This window comes from Pedobacter sp. UYP1 (genome assembly GCF_040547305.1).
Classification (GTDB): domain Bacteria; phylum Bacteroidota; class Bacteroidia; order Sphingobacteriales; family Sphingobacteriaceae; genus Pedobacter.
The window spans coordinates 337182-356826 of sequence record NZ_JBEPPL010000005.1 but is presented as its reverse complement, the minus strand read 5'-3'; the positions used below and the strand labels follow the sequence as shown (position 1 = coordinate 356826).

Annotated in this window: 16 protein-coding genes; 8 read left to right on the top strand and 8 right to left on the bottom strand. The window is 38.3% G+C overall.

Going from position 1 to position 19645, the window contains the following annotated elements; genetic code table 11:
• Positions 1-197 precede the first annotated feature (197 nt).
• Both ABIB30_RS13650 and ABIB30_RS13645 read right to left on the bottom strand, forming a co-directional pair.
• Positions 198-1004 (bottom strand): endonuclease/exonuclease/phosphatase family protein, encoded by an 807-nt coding sequence (locus tag ABIB30_RS13650; RefSeq protein WP_354302877.1) that lies wholly within the window; start codon positions 1002-1004, stop codon positions 198-200.
• A gap of 35 nt (positions 1005-1039) precedes the next feature.
• A complete protein-coding gene (locus tag ABIB30_RS13645; RefSeq protein WP_354302876.1) occupies positions 1040-1951 on the bottom strand; it encodes an EamA family transporter in 912 nt (303 codons plus the stop codon).
• A 282-nt stretch (positions 1952-2233) separates the two neighbouring features.
• On the opposite strand from ABIB30_RS13645, the gene clpB reads away from it, so the two are divergent.
• The 4 genes from clpB (at position 2234) to ABIB30_RS13625 (ending at position 8940) form a co-directional block, all read left to right on the top strand.
• Positions 2234-4846, top strand: a complete 2613-nt coding sequence (clpB, locus tag ABIB30_RS13640) for an ATP-dependent chaperone ClpB (protein WP_183887468.1) — start codon at positions 2234-2236, stop codon at positions 4844-4846.
• 127 nt (positions 4847-4973) lie between these two features.
• The gene (locus ABIB30_RS13635) at positions 4974-5465 is read left to right on the top strand and encodes an FUSC family protein (protein WP_354302874.1); all 492 of its coding nucleotides are present in this window, start codon (positions 4974-4976) and stop codon (positions 5463-5465) included.
• 194 nt (positions 5466-5659) lie between these two features.
• Positions 5660-7939: a glycosyltransferase family 4 protein gene (locus ABIB30_RS13630; protein WP_354302872.1), complete on the top strand. Its 2280-nt coding sequence runs from the start codon at positions 5660-5662 to the stop codon at positions 7937-7939.
• The gene (locus tag ABIB30_RS13625; protein ID WP_354302870.1) at positions 7939-8940 is read left to right on the top strand and encodes a glycosyltransferase family 4 protein; all 1002 of its coding nucleotides are present in this window, start codon (positions 7939-7941) and stop codon (positions 8938-8940) included. The genes ABIB30_RS13630 and ABIB30_RS13625 overlap by 1 nt, the downstream gene beginning before the upstream one ends.
• On the opposite strand, the gene ABIB30_RS13620 is transcribed toward ABIB30_RS13625, so the two are convergent.
• Positions 8935-10491, bottom strand: a complete 1557-nt coding sequence (locus ABIB30_RS13620; protein ID WP_354302869.1) for a glycoside hydrolase family 130 protein — start codon at positions 10489-10491, stop codon at positions 8935-8937. The genes ABIB30_RS13625 and ABIB30_RS13620 overlap by 6 nt on opposite strands.
• Positions 10492-10911: 420 nt before the next feature.
• Between ABIB30_RS13620 and ABIB30_RS13615 the strand changes: the two genes are divergently transcribed.
• Together ABIB30_RS13615 and ABIB30_RS13610 are read left to right on the top strand one after the other, a co-directional pair.
• Positions 10912-11535 (top strand): outer membrane beta-barrel protein, encoded by a 624-nt coding sequence (locus ABIB30_RS13615; RefSeq protein ID WP_354302867.1) that lies wholly within the window; start codon positions 10912-10914, stop codon positions 11533-11535.
• Between the two features lie 128 nt (positions 11536-11663).
• Complete coding sequence (locus ABIB30_RS13610; RefSeq protein ID WP_354302865.1) at positions 11664-12536, top strand: polysaccharide deacetylase family protein; 873 nt, start codon at positions 11664-11666, stop codon at positions 12534-12536.
• A gap of 54 nt (positions 12537-12590) precedes the next feature.
• Here the strand turns inward: ABIB30_RS13610 and ABIB30_RS13605 are convergent, their stop codons facing one another.
• Complete coding sequence (locus ABIB30_RS13605) at positions 12591-13043, bottom strand: 3-oxoacyl-ACP synthase (protein WP_354302863.1); 453 nt, start codon at positions 13041-13043, stop codon at positions 12591-12593.
• A gap of 1 nt (position 13044) precedes the next feature.
• Entirely contained in the window at positions 13045-13623 is a 579-nt protein-coding gene (locus ABIB30_RS13600) for a nitroreductase family protein (protein ID WP_354302861.1), read from the bottom strand.
• Positions 13624-13771: 148 nt separating this feature from the next.
• Between ABIB30_RS13600 and ABIB30_RS13595 the strand changes: the two genes are divergently transcribed.
• Positions 13772-15397 (top strand): ABC-F family ATP-binding cassette domain-containing protein, encoded by a 1626-nt coding sequence (locus ABIB30_RS13595; protein WP_111632134.1) that lies wholly within the window; start codon positions 13772-13774, stop codon positions 15395-15397.
• Positions 15398-15465: 68 nt separating this feature from the next.
• Here the strand turns inward: ABIB30_RS13595 and ABIB30_RS13590 are convergent, their stop codons facing one another.
• Positions 15466-16365: a polysaccharide deacetylase family protein gene (locus tag ABIB30_RS13590; protein ID WP_354302858.1), complete on the bottom strand. Its 900-nt coding sequence runs from the start codon at positions 16363-16365 to the stop codon at positions 15466-15468.
• Positions 16366-16443: 78 nt separating this feature from the next.
• Between ABIB30_RS13590 and ABIB30_RS13585 the strand changes: the two genes are divergently transcribed.
• Complete coding sequence (locus ABIB30_RS13585; RefSeq protein ID WP_111632136.1) at positions 16444-16632, top strand: hypothetical protein; 189 nt, start codon at positions 16444-16446, stop codon at positions 16630-16632.
• A 59-nt stretch (positions 16633-16691) separates the two neighbouring features.
• Here ABIB30_RS13585 and ABIB30_RS13580 read toward each other — a convergent pair whose 3' ends face one another.
• Together ABIB30_RS13580 and ABIB30_RS13575 are read right to left on the bottom strand one after the other, a co-directional pair.
• On the bottom strand, positions 16692-18170 hold the full coding sequence (locus ABIB30_RS13580) for an alpha/beta hydrolase-fold protein (protein WP_354302856.1): 1479 nt from the start codon (positions 18168-18170) through the stop codon (positions 16692-16694).
• A 221-nt stretch (positions 18171-18391) separates the two neighbouring features.
• Positions 18392-19597 (bottom strand): GTP-binding protein, encoded by a 1206-nt coding sequence (locus ABIB30_RS13575; protein ID WP_354302854.1) that lies wholly within the window; start codon positions 19595-19597, stop codon positions 18392-18394.
• Positions 19598-19645 lie beyond the last annotated feature (48 nt).

Below are 19645 nucleotides of genomic sequence, written 5' to 3'. Positions count from 1 at the left end.
CCTATTGTAAACTAAGGGCAGGAAATTGTAATAAACTAGGTAAACATAAATTAGTAATCTACTTTCTACTGTAAACTAATCTCAGTATAGGACAGATGTAGAAATCATTTATGTTGAGAAGGGGTTGATAAGGCCAATGGCCTTATCAACCCCTTCTCAACATAAATGACTAACCGATGTTAAACTATCCTGCTACTTTACAGCATTGAAAACTTCAAAAACACTGGCACGTGGTCAGAAACCCTTCTCGCTTCCTTCAAATCATCGAATGCAGTGTAAAAAGGAATGATCCCTGCATTAATACAATTAACCTTCGCCTGGTTATAGAAAAAGTTATCATAAGCAGAGGCCAGACAATTACCATTGATACATTTCTGTTTTAATGAAGTCTTTTGATTGGTCAAAGCAGGAGGATACCCCATACCCTTCAATGGATTAAATACTGAATGTGACTCTGGTAAATTGAAATCTCCGCAGAAGATCAATACATCTGAAGGATAATTTTCCGGCAGAAACTTTAAATATTTGATCTCAGTTTCTGGCTGTTTTGACTTTGGAATGGCATGCATAGTAACCAGTGTAAACTGCTTTTTGCCAAGCCTGAACCTCGCAAAATAAGGTTCTCTGGTAATTTCAAGGTTGTATTTCTTCTCCAGCCAGGCCTCTCCTATTTTTTCAGTCCTGCTGGTTTTCCAGATAAAAGCATAACGCTCTTTGCTATATCTGTCGCTCGAAGTACCATGGCTGATCGTATAATCCCATTTAGTTCCTGTACGGTTCAGCGCATCATTCAAACGCGCTACAGCCATTGGCCCACCTGGCCCGGCTACCACTTCCTGAATCGCAATTATATCACAATTTCTCAGTGTTTGTGCTATAAAATCTATTTGTATATCGGTCTTTGATTTTCCAAAATCTTTTAAATTCCACGAACAAACAGTTAATGTCTGTCCAAATGCAGCAAATGAAAAAAGCAGGAAAACCACAATTGTAAATCGTTTCAAATTGTAGTCTCTCTTTTAAGAATGAATAAGTTGTATCAGGCTACCGGTAAAGGCTTTTTCTTTAAATTCTGCACATTCATCAGGACAATTGCACTGATAATCATCAGAATTCCAACCCATTGTAACAGGTTAACAGGCTCTCTTAACAAAATATAAGCGAACATCACTGATACCGGCAGCTCTACAGAAGCTACAATTGTCCCCAGGCTAATCCCGGTATGCGGCATTCCACTGGTAAAAAGTATCGGAGGAAGAATTGTTCCGAAAAAAGCAAGAAATAAACCCCAGGGCCAGAAAATACCGAAGTTAAAATTCGAATAAGAGTTAGTACAGAAAATCAGAATAATAGCAACCAGTCCGCCGGCAAGCAACCACAGACTCCTTTTTAAAGGTCGCATATGGGTCGCGATACTATTAGAAGAATATAAGGATACCGTATATGATATTCCTGCAGCTAAACCCCAGGCTATCCCTCTCCAATCCAGACTGTGTACACTTGAGAATATATTTGTAGCCAATGCGGTTCCCATTAAAACAATAACTGTGGCTACTATTTTTCTGCCTGAAGGCATTTTTTTATCCAGTACAGCTTCCAGTAACAACCCCATCCAAACAGATTGCATTAGCAGCACAATCCCTACAGATACAGGGATGTATTTCACAGCGAAATAATAAAATACACTGGTCAACCCTAAAGAAGTTCCACCCAGCATTAACTTTAAAATTGATCCTTTCTCCTTTTGCGCTTCTTCTTTTGCTTTTGATTTATTCTTGATGAATATATTTAATAAAAGCATTCCCGTAAATCCAATTGTAAACTGAGAGGTTGTGACCTCTGCAGTATTGAATCCATGCTCATAAGCCATCTTAACCACTGTCGCCAACGCACCGTAACTTGAGGCGCCAAGCCCTACTAATAAGGCGCCTTTGAGTAAGTTTTTTTCCATTATATTGTATTGGTATTGTTTTTTAATTTGTATTCGTAATAATTCTGATGCAAAGAAACTCATTCAAAATTTAAATTCATCATATTTCCTGAATACTGGTCTAACCCTCCAAATTAAAGACAAACCGGAAATCCTACTTTAATAATTTTTAAAATCAGACAAAAATTCAGTACAAAACGCTAAAAGCCAGTCATTTATTCAGTAAAAAAATATCTTTTAGCGACATTATTTCCGAACTACGCATATCCAGCACTATGGCATTTCTTTTGTTCGGACATTTGCATGAACTTCAACAACTTTACTATAAAAGCCCAGGAAGCAGTTCAACAGGCTTCCGAAATAGCCCAGGGCAATCAGCAACAGGCTATTGAAACGGCCCATTTGCTAAAAGGGTTGCTTACTGTTGATGAAAATGTAGTTTCTTATGTTTTAAAGAAGCTAAATGTTAATTTAAATACACTCAACATAAATCTGGATGAGCAGATTGCAAAATTCCCTAAGGTAAGTGGCAGCAATGGATATTTATCTTCTGGTGCAAACTCCGCATTACAAAAAGCGCAGACTTATTTGAAAGAGTTTAAGGATGAATTTGTTTCCGTAGAACATCTTTTACTGGGCATATTATCCGTTAACGACAATACGTCTAAACTTTTAAAGGATCAGGGTGTAACTGAAAAAGACCTTAAAAAAGCTATTGCTGCTTTACGTGGCGATAACAGAGTAACTGACCAGAATGCTGAAGCAAGTTATAATGCTTTAAATAAATACGCAAGGAATTTAAATGAATATGCAGAATCAGGAAAACTGGATCCTGTGATAGGCCGCGATGAAGAAATTCGCCGTGTGATTCAAATTCTTTCCAGAAGAACCAAAAACAACCCAATTTTAATCGGGGAACCTGGTGTAGGTAAAACTGCCATTGCAGAAGGTATTGCTTTCAGGATTATTAAAGGTGATGTACCTGAAAACCTGAAAACAAAAACAGTGTATTCATTGGATATGGGTTCTCTGATTGCCGGTGCAAAATATAAAGGAGAATTTGAAGAACGTCTGAAAGCTGTTGTAAAAGAAGTAACACAGAGCGAAGGGGATATCATTTTATTTATAGATGAGATACATACACTGGTGGGAGCCGGTGGTGGCGAAGGGGCAATGGATGCTGCAAATATCCTGAAACCTGCTTTAGCCCGTGGTGAATTACGAGCAATAGGTGCGACAACTTTAAATGAGTATCAGAAATATCTGGAAAAAGATAAAGCACTTGAACGTCGTTTTCAGAAGGTAGTAGTAGATGAACCTGATACGCAGGATGCGATCTCTATTTTAAGAGGATTAAAAGAAAGATATGAAACGCACCATAAGGTAAGAATCCGTGATGAGGCAATTATCGCTGCAGTAGAACTATCCCAGCGCTATATCAGTGACCGTTTTCTTCCAGACAAAGCGATTGACTTAATGGATGAAGCTGCTTCTAAATTGCGCTTAGAAATGGACAGTGTGCCAGAAAATGTAGATGAGCTGGACCGTAAAATTATGCAGCTGGAAATTGAAAGAGAAGCCATCAGAAGAGAGAATGATGATAAAAAAGTAAAATCTCTTGGAGAAGAAATCGCTAACCTTTCTGCTGAACGCGATGAGCTGAAAGCAAAATGGCAGGGAGAGAAAGATGTTGTTGACGGCATTAATACCGAACTGGAGCAGATCGAAAACTATAAACTGGAAGCTGATCAGGCAGAACGTGCAGGTGATTATGGAAAGGTTGCAGAGATCCGTTATGGTAAGATCAAGGAAGCTCAGGATAAAGTCGAAAAATTAAAAGTAGTACTGGAAAGTCAGCAGGGCGAAGGCCGTATGCTGAAAGAAGAAGTGACTGCAGATGATATTGCGGGTGTTGTAGCGCGCTGGACAGGTATTCCGGTAACGAAATTAGTATCCAGTGAGCGTGAAAAATTGTTAAATCTGGAAGATGAGCTGCATAAACGTGTAGCTGGACAGGATGAAGCTATTGAAGCGATATCTGATGCCATACGTCGTTCGCGTGCTGGTTTGCAGGATAAACGTAAACCGATTGGCTCGTTCATCTTTTTAGGTACAACTGGTGTAGGTAAAACAGAGCTGGCTAAGGCATTGGCAGAATTCCTTTTTAACGATGATAATGCGTTGACAAGAATTGATATGAGTGAATATCAGGAAAGACATTCTGTTTCCAGATTAATCGGAGCGCCTCCTGGATATGTAGGTTATGATGAAGGTGGTCAGCTTACGGAAGCCGTTCGCCGCAAACCTTACTCTGTGGTACTGCTGGATGAAATTGAAAAGGCGCATCCCGATGTGTTTAACATTTTACTGCAAGTACTGGATGACGGACGTTTAACTGATAATAAAGGAAGATTGGTTAATTTTAAGAATACCATTATTATCATGACTTCTAATATTGGTTCTCATTTGATACAAGAGAACTTTAAGGAACTGGATGATGCGAACAGAGATGAGGTGATTGCGAAGACCAAGAATGAACTGTTTGAATTGTTGAAACAGACGATCAGACCTGAGTTTCTGAACAGGATTGATGAATTGATCATGTTCACTCCGTTAAACCGTAGTGAGGTAAGAAATATTGCAGAACTACAGTTCAGACATGTTCAGGATACACTTGCTGAAATGGGTGTTGAGATTGAAGCCACTCCAGAAGCGTTGGACTGGCTGGCAGAACTGGGTTATGATCCGCAATTTGGAGCACGTCCTTTAAAAAGAGTGATCCAGAAACGTGTATTAAATGAACTATCTAAAGAGATACTGGCTGGAAAGATTGATAAAGACAGTAAAATTAAACTAGATATGTTTGATAACAAGTTTGTATTTCTGAATAATAAAAAGGAAACACCTGCTTCATAAAAGCTCTTTTACAAGAATGCTGGTCAGCTATTCAATAATTTACCATCAGGTGATTTAAAGAATTGCAGACCAGCATTCTTTTTTTTTCTAAATTGCAGTCCTAATTGATTTAAGCAAAGATCGGCAAATGAATAGAATAGAGATTAACAAGGAGGCGTATGCTACTAATTTCATCTATTTATTAAAATGTCTGACCGGAATTATCATTTGTTACGCACTTTACAGCTATTTCCCTCAGTATCCATTTTACTGGTCATTAGTTTCTGTCGCCGTCTCCCTCTCTCCTGATAACAGCAATACACTTGCTTACGACCGGATGAAAGCCAATATGATTGGTTGTGCCGCAGGCATTTGTCTTTATCCACTACATACTTCAAACCTGATTATCTTATGCCTGGGTGTGGCTTTGACCATCTTTATGGGCATTGCGCTCCGCATGACTAATACTTTAAAAAGTGCTTTGGCTGCTGTGGTTATTATTACGCTTCAGGAGGAACAAGAGAAACACTGGTATGTAGCTTTAGAGAGAGTATCTTGTGTCGTAACTGGCTGCATTGTAGCACTTGGTGTCACACTATTGTTTAATCTGCTCCTTAGCAGGAAATATTCAAAACAATAACGCAAAATTTCGCTTTATAGAGAAGAAAGGGGTTGAACTAACCTTTTATAAGACAAATACGTTCCAATTAAAAGCGAAAACTGAACAAAAGCTATCAATTAATTGTTTTTGTTTAACAATCCGTGTCATATAGCTCCTTTTTAAAACCATTAATTCAAAAACCTATTGTTTACAATGGCTCAATAAACTTAAAAATGAAAATAGCTTATATATCGACTTATCCTCCGCGTGAATGTGGTATTGCTACATTCAATAATAATCTTTTAAAAGCAATCGGTCACCATACAGAAGTAGTTTCCAAAGACAGCTTTGTTGTGGCAATGACAGATACTGAAGATTTGACTACTTACGAATATCCTCCGGAAGTTCAGTTCATCATCAGACAAGAAAATCAAAAAGATTATATCAGAGCAGCCGATTATATCAATACAAGCTTAACAGACGTATGTATATTAGAGCACGAATTTGGCATTTACGGGGGCGATAATGGCGTATATATTTTGCCACTGATTGCCCGTTTGCAAAAACCTCTTATTACAATTCTCCATACTATACTTAAAGATCCGTCTTACATGCAACTGACCATCATCAGGGAAATTGCAAAGTATTCTTCGAAGATTGTAGTCATGAGTAACCGGGCAGTACATTTTCTGACCAGTATCTATGGAATAGCAGAAGATAAAATAAAACTTATTGAACATGGTGTGCCTGATCTTGAGCCCAAAGTTGAAAATGAGGTCAAGAACTCTGTCGCTTTCAAAAACAGAAAGGTACTTTTCACATTTGGCCTGATCAGCCGGAATAAAGGGCTCGAAACAGTGATTGAAGCGCTTCCTAAAATAGCAGCTAAAAATCCGGATGTACTTTATGCGATCCTGGGAACTACACATCCTGGGGTAATCAGGAATTCGGGCGAAGAATACAGAGACAGCCTGAAACGTCTGGCCAAAAAACTGAACGTAGAAAATCACCTGATTTTCATTAATAAGTTTGTCTCGGAAGATGAATTATATGATTACCTCACTGCAGCTGATATGTATATCACGCCTTATTTGAATGAGGCGCAAATTACAAGTGGTACGCTATCTTATGCTATAGGCGCAGGAGCGGCGGTTATTTCTACTCCGTACTGGCATGCACAGGAATTACTGGCAGATAACCGCGGGAAACTGTTTGATTTCAAAGATTCAGATGCCTTAGCAGAAATTGTCAATGATCTTTTTGCAAATCAGGATCAACTTAAAGAACTCAAAAACAATGCGTATAACTATGGTCTGCATCTGCGCTGGCCAACTACGGGTAATGTATTTATTGAAACTTTAAATGAGTCGATACTGAATGCGAACCAGGCAAAAGAGGAAATCAAGCCTATTATAGATCCTGATATGATGCCTGCTTTTAGTATGGCACACATCAAGCGTTTAACGGATGATACTGGAATTGTTCAACATGCTAAATATGGTATTCCTAATTTAAAAGAAGGTTATTGCCTGGATGACAATGCCCGTGCATTGATCATGGTGATTCTGGCCTGGCAGCAAAACAAGAATAAAACTGCTTTAGAATTGCTCCCTGTGTATCTGAGTTATATTCAATATATGCAGTGTGATGATGGTAATTTCAGAAATTTCCTGAGCTTTAAAAGAGAGTACCTGGACGAAGTGGGTTCAGAAGATTCCTTTGGCAGGACTATCTGGGCACTAGGCTATCTGATTAACAATGCACCGAATAATTCTTACAGAGAGTTTGCGACAGAATTGTTTATCAAGTCTATTCCCCATTTTGCACAGCTTAAACACTTGAGAGGGGTGGCAAATACCATGATTGGTTTAAGTAGTTTCTTAAAAGCTCATCCGAGTGATGAGCATATCATAAATGAACTTAATAAACTGGCCACTCCTTTAAAAGCTTCTTATAAAGCCCACAGAGCAGAGCAGTGGAATTGGTTTGAAGAGAAGATGACTTATGACAATGCGATTTTACCATTGGCCCTGCTTTGTCATTATGAGACTACCCACGACCAGGATTCTCTGGCTATCGGACTGGAAAGTATGGAATTCCTGACCTCTAAAACATTGGAGAAAGGCTATTTAAATCCGGTAGGTAACGATGGCTGGTTATTCAAAGAAAATAAAGAGATGGCCCAGTACGATCAGCAGGCTATAGAAACTATGGCAATCGTGCTCTTGTATTTCAAGGCTTATGAGATTACACATGACCTTAAATATATCCGTCAAATGTATTTAAGCTATCAATGGTTCTTAGGAGAAAACAGCCTCAGACTGCCACTTTATGATTATGAAACCAAAGGTTGCGGGGATGGTTTGCAGAATTATGGTGTGAACAGAAATCAAGGTGCAGAAAGTACTTTAGCTTATTGGATTTCCCACCTGGTTATCTTGAAATCACTGGAGTTTGAGTATGAATACAGTGTTAAACCTGATGCAGTACCCGCTAAAGAGGAGGTGATCTGATGAAAGTTGCTGTATTATCACCCATAGCCTGGAGAACTCCGCCCCGTCATTATGGCCCATGGGAACAAATGGCCTCCAATTTAACAGAAGGTTTACATGATGCCGGAATTGAGGTAGTTTTATTTGCCACTGGTGATTCTATCACCTCTGCCGAATTAAGAAGTGTTGTAAAAACTGGTTATGAGGAAGATCGCCATCAGGATGCAAAAGTTATAGAGTGTCTTCATATTAGTAATCTGATGGAGCAGTCAGATGATTTTGATTTAATTCACAATCATTTCGATTTTCTGCCATTAAGTTATTCCGGATTAATCAGAACTCCGGTCTTAACTACAATTCATGGGTTTTCATCAGAAAAGATTGTAAAGGTTTATCAGAAATATAACCGGCATAACCATTATGTATCTATTAGCAATGCCAATCGGCATCCAGCGCTCAGTTATTTAGGTACAGTTTATAATGGTTTGGTGACACAGGATTTCCAGTTTAATGCCAGTCCTGATGATTATCTGTTATTTTTCGGAAGGATTCATCCGGATAAAGGAACGGCTGAAGCAATACAAATTGCTATTAAAAGTAAAAAAAGATTGTTAATTGCCGGAATTATTCAGGATGAACGCTATTATAAAGAAGCAGTTGAGCCTTATTTAAATGAGGAGATTGTATTTTTAGGTTCTGCCGGCCCTGATCAGCGAAACGAATTGTTGAAAGGCGCCTTAGCTTTATTACACCCGATTAATTTTGCCGAACCTTTCGGATTAAGCGTAGCAGAAGCTATGTTATGCGGAACTCCTGTAATCGCTTTCAATAAGGGTTCTATGCCAGAGCTTATCGAACATGAAAAAACAGGTTTCCTGGTAGAGAATGTAGAAGAGGCAGTAGCCGCAGTGGCTAAAATCTCTAAACTGGAAAGAATGGACTGCCACAAATGGGCGAAACGTAAGTTTTCTAAAGAGAAAATGGTAGAGGATTATATTAGCCTCTACCAGCAAATTCTATAACTTTTCTTCAGGTTTATTCGCTTCTTTATTTTCATTCAAATCTTTAGTGTCGTTCACATTTTTAGTGTCATTCACATTTTTGCCTTCACTCGACGAGCTTAATAACTTAGCGAGTAACAACTCAATTTTCACTGAAGCAAATGAAGAACAGTAGTCTGATAGTCCATAAGGGATAATTAATTCTCCATTGTGGATGATCGAGCCGCAAGAATACAATACATTCGGCACGTAACCTTCTCTTTCATCATTATTAGGGATCACCAGAGGCTCTGTAAGCCGGCCAATCTCTATAGAAGGGTCTTCCAGATCCAATAAGCTTGCGCCTAAGCAATAGCGGCGCATTGGCCCTACGCCATGCGTAATCACTAGCCAGCCTGCTTCTGTTTCGATTGGAGATCCGCAATTCCCAATCTGAATGAATTCCCATGGAAACTGTGGTTGCTGCAATTTTACCGGATGATCCCATACGGTAAGTTTATCTGAATACATCAGATAGTTATTCCAGCCGTCTATCCTTGACATCATGGCATACTTGCCGTTAATTTTTCTTGGAAATAAGGCTAAGTTTTTATTTTGTGCGCCTGCTCCATGAAGCGGGCTTACTTTAAAGTCATAAAAATCTGTGGTCTGTAAGAGTTTAGGCAAGATCATAGCCCCATCAAATGCAGTGTAGGTTGCATAATAGATAACCGAACCATCTTCTTTAATAAACCTGACAAATCGCGCATCTTCTATCCCTTTACGTTCAAATTCTGAGATTGGAAAAATGACACGGTCAGAGATATCAGTATCTCTTGAAAAACTGATCTCATGGTAAGTATCAGAAAGCCAGAGTATTTTATCATATTCCAGTTTCTTCAGATCATCGGTCTGGAGATTTTTAGAATCGACAATTACTCTTCTCAGAATGGCATAATCAAACTTTTCTTCTAATTTCAGGCCTACCTCATCCAAAATATTCAGATCAATCATAGCATCCGCAGCTCTTTTGAAGAAGAGTTTCTTGTTGTATACTGCATTGCGGACTACTTCTGCTTCATCAATATAGTTTCCGGAAGGATTCACTGTTATATTTCCATTAGAGTCTATCAAAGCTCTTCTGAAGACCACTGAGGAGATATGACCTTCCCCTACTGCTCTGAAACTGATGATCAATCTTTTTTCTCCTTCTACCAGTTCTGACTGGTCCGGATCTTCTACAACGGAGGGGTTAAAAAATGCCGCTGATTCTATAGAATATTCGTGTGTAAAGTAAGATCCCAATAAAAGCCGCTGATACTTGCTCAATGACTCATAATCAACTTCCATTTCCTCTATGCAATGTTTAATCTGTTTACAGTGACGCGCAAGAATCTTGGTAATGTTCCGGTGTCTTTTGGAATACTCCTGTAAAATCGGGGATATCAAACCAAATACTTCCTGATCTGATAAAGTTAAAACCCGTTTGATTACTTCTTTAGCTCTATCTTCACCATTAAAAAAAAACCTGGCTATTACACGTTTTGGATCAGGATATACTTTTATCGGTTTGCGCTCTATTAATAGTCTCATAATTAAATAACGTTTTAAACGGACATAAAGGTTTAATGAATTTAGTTTTTTTTTATCAGAAAGAGGTTTTGTTAGTTATTTATTTAATAACACGTGCCAGATTCATGCCAGAGTAAACTGAAATTGTCCCAAGAACTGACAGAATTGGCATTAAAAAAACTGACATTCTAACAAAGAAAGTCAAACTGTCCTGCTAATTTTAATGTTAATTTAATGTGAGCATTTTGTTAATTGTCATCACAAAATAATAAAGGGAAACCTAAAACATTTTATCTTACTATCCGATAAGCATTTACAAAAAACCGCGTTTCCAGTTTATACGCTAAACATTTCTTTGGCACCGCTATTGACTATATGACAAACATAGTCAGATACTAAAAATAAAAATTCTGGCTTGATATAAATTAAAAAAGCAACAAAATGAAAAAATTATTATTATCATTAATCGCAGTTTCAGCATTAGCATTCACAACTCAAGCTCAAACTGAAAAAGGTAAATTCATGTTAGGTGGTAATGTTGAATTTAATTCAACTAAAGAGAACGGCGCATCCAAATCTGATACTAAATTTAACATTGTTCCAAGTGTAGGATATTTCATCTCGGACAACTTTGCAATTGGTACAGGTGTTGGTTTTGGCTTTGCTAAAGATCAAAAGAACACTACTGCTCTTCCTAATGCAGCAACAAAAACTCAAGAATTCGTAGTTGCTCCATTTGCACGTTACTACAAAGGTATCAATGAATCATTCAAATTCTTCGGAGAATTATCAGTTCCAATGGCTTTTGGTAACAACAAAGCTACTGCTGATGGTGACAACTACACAAAAGTTTCTAAATACAACAATGTAGGTGTTGCTTTATCTCCAGGTTTTGCATTCTTCCCAAGCAAAAAATTCGGTATCGAGTTTTCAGTTAGAGGAATTAGCTACAACAACAATTCTCTTAAAGATAACGACGGAAACAAAATCAATGGTAGTGACAAATCTTTCAACATTGGTGCAAACTTCTTCGCTCCAAAAATCGGTGTTCAGTTCTACTTATAGTATGTAGATACTCTACACAACGTTTTATACAAGAAAAGGCCAGGCAATATTGTCTGGCCTTTTTTGCTTTTAATAATAAAAATGTCAGTTGATTTCCTAATTTAGCAACCAACACATAAAATCTCTGAATGAAACACTATATCCTATCCTTAACTGCTGCTGCACTATTATTAAGTGCAGGCTGCCAGTCCAAATCCCAAAACAAAAAAGAAGAGGCTAAAGACAGTACTGCCGTAACTAAAACTTCTAATGAACCTGCTGCCCCGAATAAAGCCGTAGATATTTCAAAGATCAAAGTAGCTGATGCCAAAACAATCCTGGCGCGTAAACAAGTTCCTGTATTATGTTATCACCAGATTCGTGATTGGAGACCTAAAGATTCCAAAGCAGCTAAAGATTATATTATTCCAATAGATGTATTTAAAGGCCACATGAAAATGCTGGCAGATAGTGGTTATCACACCATTTTGGTGGATCAATTATATGATTACCTGAATAATGGTACACCACTACCGTCTAAACCTATTTTACTGACCTTTGATGATACTGATCTTGATCAGTATACCATTGCTGAACCTACTATGAGAAAATATGGCTTCAAAGGTGCTTTCTTTGTGATGACTGTTTCTCTGGGCAGACCAAATTACATGAGCAAAGCTCAAGTTAAAGATCTCTCAGATAAAGGAAATGATATTGGTTCTCATACCTGGGATCACCATAATGTGAAAAAATACCAGGGTAAAGATTGGGAAATCCAGATTGACAAACCAACAAAAACATTACAGGAGATTACTGGTAAGAACATTCACCATTTCGCTTACCCATTTGGTTTATGGAATCCGGAAGCTATTCCTGAATTGAAAAAAAGAGGATTCAAGAGTGCGTTTATTTTATCTACAAAACGTGATGAAAAAGATCCGCTGTTTACGATCAGAAGGATTATCGCCAGTGGTTACTGGACACCAAAAACTTTGAGCAATAGTATTAAAAACAGTTTTTAAATAAAATGGGCAGGTAATAAATTACCTGCCCATTTTATTTGTATCAAATTACAATCAATCTACCTTTTTGATCGTATACTCATTCTTGTTAAAACTGAAAGACTCCCCAACCTTCTTACCCACCAATAACTGTCCAATTGGAGAAACTGCCGAAATCGCAAATACCTGTTGCTCATCAACTTTCAACTGCCCAGCACTGATACTGATATAAAATATCCCATTAGAAGTATAAACCAATGCTCCGTTTCTAACTACATCACTATGGACAGCCTCTTCCAAAGAAGATAACAAAGCCAGGTTCTGCTTTGCATCCATTAACAAGCTTTTATTTCTGCCAATATCCTGCTGCATCATTTCCCGTGTAGTCTCAAACTTATCACCCGCACTGCTTTTTGTATCATCATTACTCGCCTCTTGTGCCTGCTCTAAAGCAGTTTCGGCAGTATTGATCCTTTGCATGATAAAATCCATACAAGATTGATATAATTTCGCTTTTAGTCCTTCCATATTACCCATTGATCCATCTTACTTTTTCTGTCATCGGTGTGCGTTTTGGTGCACGCGGTTCCTCGTTGTGAAAACCCATATAAAACAACCCAAAACATTTTTCATTCGGTGCCAGTTCCAAATACTCATCCATTTGAGTAATCATTCCCGGCGAACTCCAGTACGCACCAATCTTTAATGCTTCTGCCGTTAATGCCATATTCTGCACCGCACACGCAAAGGCCGCAATTTCTTCCCATTCCGGAATAAGATCAGGATGCAATTGCGCATTTAACACAATCACACAACTTGACTGCACTGCTTTCTCTATGATCCCATCATATTTCTTTTGCAGGAACTGCGCCTCAGGTGTCCCCTGCTTATACAAACGTGCAAGCTCTGTTCCCAGTTTACGTTTTCCCTCATTCCGGTAAACGATAAACCTCCACGGCTGCGTTAATTTATGCGTAGGTGCATAATTTGCACTTTCCAGAACCTGGGTAATCAACTCCTCAGGAATTTCTTCCTGTGTATAACTTGGCGGGAAAATGCTCCGTCTGCGCTGTATAATAGAACTAAGTATATTTATTTCGCTTTCCATAATTGGGTACAAAAATAACAATTTTAACAGGCTCCTGCTTCATCAGGTGAATATTACAATAAATCTATGGAATTCAGCGATTGAATCCCTTGCCAGACAAAACATTTTATTAAATTATCGTTACCTTTGCGGCTTATTTTTGTGCAATATGATTTCAGTTTCTAATTTATCCCTGCGTTACGGAAAACGTACCCTATTTGAAGATGTTAACCTAAAATTCACTCCTGGTAACTGTTACGGTGTAATTGGAGCTAATGGCGCGGGTAAATCAACTTTCTTAAAAATCCTGTCTGGTGAAGTTAATCAGACCTCGGGCAGCGTAGCTTTTACGCCTGGAGAACGTATGGCGGTTTTAAAACAAAATCACCATGAATATGATGATTTCTCAGTTATTGAAACCGTTATGATCGGTCATAAAGAATTATATGACATCATGAAGGAGAAAGACGCTATCTATCTGAAAGAAGATTTCTCTGATAAAGACGGTGAACGTGCAGGTGAACTGGAAAACAGATTTGCTGAAATGGACGGCTGGAATATGGAAAGCAATGCAGCAACCATGTTGAGCAATCTTGGAATTAAAGAAGAATTTCACCACAAACAAATTACTGAATTAGATGGTAAACAAAAAGTACGTGTATTACTTGCACAAGCGCTTTTTGGTAACCCTGATATTCTGTTACTGGATGAGCCAACGAATGACCTGGATATAGAAACTATCGCCTGGTTAGAAAACTTCCTGGCTGACTATCAAAGTACAGTATTGGTGGTATCTCACGATAGACACTTTTTAGATGCGGTTTGTACGCATATTGTAGATATTGACTTTGCCAAAATGACTACCTACTCTGGTAACTATACGTTCTGGTATGAGTCAAGCCAGCTTGCTTTAAAACAGCGTGGTGATCAAAATAAAAAATTAGAAGAGAAAGTAAAGGAACTGCAGGAATTTATCCAGCGTTTCAGTGCGAATGCTTCCAAATCAAAACAGGCTACTTCCCGTAAGAAAGCCCTTGATAAAATTGACCTGACTGAGATTAAGCCATCCAGCCGTAAATACCCTGCAATTATGTTTAACAACGTAGGTGGCAGAGAAGCTGGTGACCAGATCCTTCAGGTAGAAAATCTTGCCCTGAGCAGCCATGGCGAAGTCTTGTTTAAGGGCGTAAACTTCATGGTGAACAAAGGCGATAAAATTGCTGTTGTTTCTCAGAACAGTTTAGCGACTACTGCTTTTTATAATGTACTGACAGGTCGTGATAAAAACTATACCGGAGAATTCAAATATGGTGTAACTATCAATACAGCTGATATTCCAAATGATAACTCTTCTTATTTCGAAGGAAAAGATATGAACCTGGTTGATTGGTTAAGAGAATACTCTGACACAGATAAAGACGAGCAGTTTGTAAGAAGTTTCCTGGGTAGAATGCTGTTCTCCGGAGAAGAAGTATTAAAGAACTGTAAAGTATTGTCAGGTGGAGAGAAAATGCGTTGTATGTTCTCTCAGATGATGTTAAGACAAGCTAACTTGTTATTATTTGATGAGCCGACGAATCACCTGGATCTGGAATCAATCACTGCATTGAACAACGGACTTAAAGATTTCAAAGGAACTGTTTTATTTACCTCACGAGATCATGCCTTAACTGAATCTGTAGCGACAAGGGTTATCGAATTGACACCTAACGGATCAATTGATAAGATGATGAGCTATGATGATTATATCAACAGTGATGATGTAGCACAAATCAGAGCAGAATTATATAAATAAGCTGATACTATAAAAAATGGGTAGCTGAAAATTTCAGCTACCCATTTTTACGTTTATACATGCACCTGTTAAGAAGCAGGTGTAACTATCTTTTTCTTGTTAAAGCTCTTCTGCAAACTATTGTATAGATTTTTGGCTGTATAACGTCCCGGATCAATAATCCTTCTGATCGTATAAATAGGATTCACCTCGTCCATTGGCGTAGACAAAATAAACGCCGCCTTAAACCCATGCTCTTTTAATTTGTGCAGGTTAGCAGCTTTGAAAACACCATAAGGATAAGCGAAATACGCTACCTTTTTCCCGGTAATTTTTTCTAAAGTCTGTGTAGGTTTATCAATCTGGATGTCCCAGTCCTCATCAGTAAACTGCGCAAAGTTCTTGTGGTTCCAGGTATGACTTGCAATTACATGACCATCATCTGATAGCTCTTTAATCTGCGCCTTGCTCATATATCTTGGTCTGCCGATAGATACAGTCATGATAAAAAACACACCTTTAAAGCCATGTTTCTTCAATTCAGCAGCACCAACTGTATATTGATCCAAATCTGTGTCATCAAAAGAAATCATGATCGGTTTTGAAGGCAGTTTCGTCCCATAATTTAAATAATCATATAACTGATCCGGTAAAATAGTATGATAACCACTATCTGCCAGCATTTTCATATGATCTCTGAAGTTAGCAGGAGGAATAATATCATCATGTGCTCTTTGGGAATCTGAAGCTTTCCAATCCCTGATCTGGTGGTAACACAATACAGGAACTTCTTTTCGCGAAAGAATCGTTTTAGCATCTGCCGGAGAAGATTTAACGGTAGATGTCGAATGCCCAGCATGCATTACGGTATCCTGAGTACCGATTACAGTATCCTTAGCAGTTTTAGCTATTTGTTGTTTAGAATCAGAATGACAGGCGAAAAGAAACAATAAAAGAAAGAGGAATAACGAATGGGGGTATGTTTTCATGGGCACAAAAATAAATATATTTTATGAACAGTATTAAAATTACCAAACACCTTAGGATAAAAATTGTTAGATTTAAGTATGGAAAAAGAAGAAATCAAAAGAATACTGGAAACAGTGGAACAACAAGTAAGCTCTTCTATTCTTGGAGGAATGGAAGAAGCTTATGAAGAGCTGGAGCGTCTGGGTTATATCCTTATTCATCCGGATAGCGCCCATCCCTCTGCAACAATTACTCAAAAGGGAGAAGACTTCCTGGAGAATTACTAACCTGCAGATAAAATAATGAAGAAGGTCTGATCAGCCTGTCTGCATTCAAACCTTCTTTATTATTTTGCTTGTTGTCCAATTTGGTGCAGCCATTGCTTATATTTCCCTTCAAGGAAGCCAGACAAATCAGCCATATATCGCGCTGTCTTTACCGTAAAATGATCTCCCGGATAATATTTAAAAAGCAGATCTGCCTGTATAGCTTTCATCTCTTCGTTCATTAACCTGACCGGATAATTCAGCATAAAATTATCCTCATCCCCTATCGATATCCGTATTTTCCCATCCAGATCTTTTCTTAAATCTTTCCAGTTATTTCTCAGGTATAAAGAAATATCATACTTTTTCCAATTTTCAACAGTATACTGATTGATCGATCCGCTTTCAGGATCACAAATTGATTCCGGTAATCCGTCGTTCCCTTTTTTACTGAATACCGCTTCAAAAGAGCGCTGCTGCTCTCCTCTTGAAATTACATGCTCTACCTGGTACATTTCTTTCAAATAAGAAAAAGGAAACCTCCCTGCAACTGTTCCACCAGGATTAAGCTGCCCCTTGGCGTTATAAAACAAGTTACTATCCTGATATAAGTTCACATTCAGAAACCTACGGAAATCCACATAATCAGGACTACTGGAAGCGGTAGCTAAAAATAGTTTGGGATAATGCGTCTGCAACCATAAAACAGACCAACCACCGCTGCTATGCCCCGTCAACAATCTTGCCCCGTTACAACGGTATTTCTTTTCCAGCAAAGGAATGAATTCCTCGGTCAGCGCATCTCCCCAGGGACCATTATTATCACTATTCGCATATGCAGAATGTCCCAAAGCACAATTACCATCCAAGAATACGCGGATAACCGGAGTAGTGCCGATTACTGCAGGCATTTTACCCGTAATAGACATATAATGATGATCAGCACCAAAACCAGTAACCACAAACAATACTGGAAATTTAGCTGATGGATTTCTATAATATTCAACAGGTAACTGAACGGCCGCATCTAAAGTAAATTTCTTCTGGTAGAAATCACTCAATAACCTGGAAGGAGCCTTGAACTCTTTAATGAATTCCGTTTCCTGAAAAACGAGTTCAGAAACCACCTGATCAGCCAATAAGTTAAAAGACTGCTTTAGATCTTTACCAATTACTATTTTTTGTGGAGTACTAAATATATTACCCGGACTGGCTGCAATAGCTCTTCCTCCTAGATTCAAGTCCCAGACTGCCTGGATATAATATGTTCCACGCTCCATTTCAGAAGGCAGGACAGGATAGGACGTCGCCAGATCATCGATAACAATACTTTCACCAGGTTTAATCCCTTTAACCTCCACAGCAAAGCAATTTAATGGTTCTATGCCGATAGATGCAGTTAAGGGCTCAGGGTTATTCTTTGATAAATACACAAAAACCTTTCCTGTAAAAGACTGATTTAATGAAGCAGGAGAATAAGCTACTTTAAATTGCTGTGCAAAGCTGTTTAAAGTAAAAGCCAACAATAAAAATAGTAGAGCGCATATCTTTTTGATCATAACGATTTAGAGGATTGATTAAACCCCTAATATACACGTACGATCTGATATTAAAATTTAAAAGCACTGTAACAGGGTGATGAATCCCGTTACGAGTGCTTACCTATTAACTAAATAATGAAGATCAAATATAACACTAATGCAACAAAATTGCAACTAAATTGCATTAATATTATAACCCTGTAACCAATTCATTACGAACGCAGGCTACTGAACAGGGATTATTGAATTACGTTTTCGAAAGGATTAGCAAACACCTCTTTATTCTGCTGCTGAAGCTCTTCTTCCACAGTCAGCAAACAAGTATTTAAATCCCGATGCAATTGCTCTTTCTGAAGATCCTGAGCAATAAATACCAGTTCATTCATCCGGTCACCATAGTTTGCATCCCAGCGGGTCTCAATTTCTTTCCTGTTCTCTGTAAAATCCTGGTAATTCAACCTTTCAGAAGGCAGCATACTCGCCCACCACGTTCCAGCACTCTCAATCCGCAGCGATCCACCCGCCTGTGAAAAATTCAAGGCGCGGTCTGGCATAGGTGCTAACCAAAACAATCCTTTTGTTCTGATCACATTCGGAGGAAACTGTTTAGTCAGATAATCCCATAAACGTTCCGGATGAAAAGGTTTGGAAGAACGGAATACCGTACTGCTAATCCCATATTCTTCAGTTTCGGGCAGGTGCTCTGCATTTAACTCTTTAATCCATCCTGCACCCTGAGAGGCCTCATCAAAATCAAACAAACCAGTATTTAATATCTCTTTTAAATCAACCTTGCTAAAAGAAGTATCAATTAATTTGGCTGAAGGATTCAATTTCCGGATCACAGCTTTCAACAGCAATAAATCTTCTGCAGAAACCAAATCTGTTTTATTCAGGATAATCACATTCGCAAATTCAATCTGATCAGTTAACAAATTGACAATAGTCCGCCTGTCGGCGTTATCATCTACCCATCCCCTGTCTACCAGCAATTCATTCGTCCCAAAATCTTTCTTAAAATTAAAACAGTCTACCACGGTCACCATTGTATCCAGTTTACTAAACTTACTTAAGTCAATATTCATCGCCAGATCTACGTAACTAAAAGTTTGTGCTACCGGAACAGGCTCAGAAATACCAGTACTCTCAATAATCAGGTAATCAAACCGGTCTTCCTTCGCAAGCTTTTCTACTTCAGCAATCAAATCTTCACGCAGCGTGCAGCAAATACAACCATTGCTCATCTCTACCAATTTCTCTTCCGTCCGGGATAACATATTCTCCCGCTGAACCGCATTTGCATCAATATTTATTTCGCCCATATCATTGACAATCAACGCCACCCGCAAGTTTTGTTTATTATGTAGAATATGGTTTAGCAATGTAGTTTTCCCACTTCCAAGAAATCCACTGAGCACAGTTACTGGTAATAATTTAGTCTTCATTTTACGTGTAAATTAATGCAATCAAGTTGCAAATATAGAATAAACAAT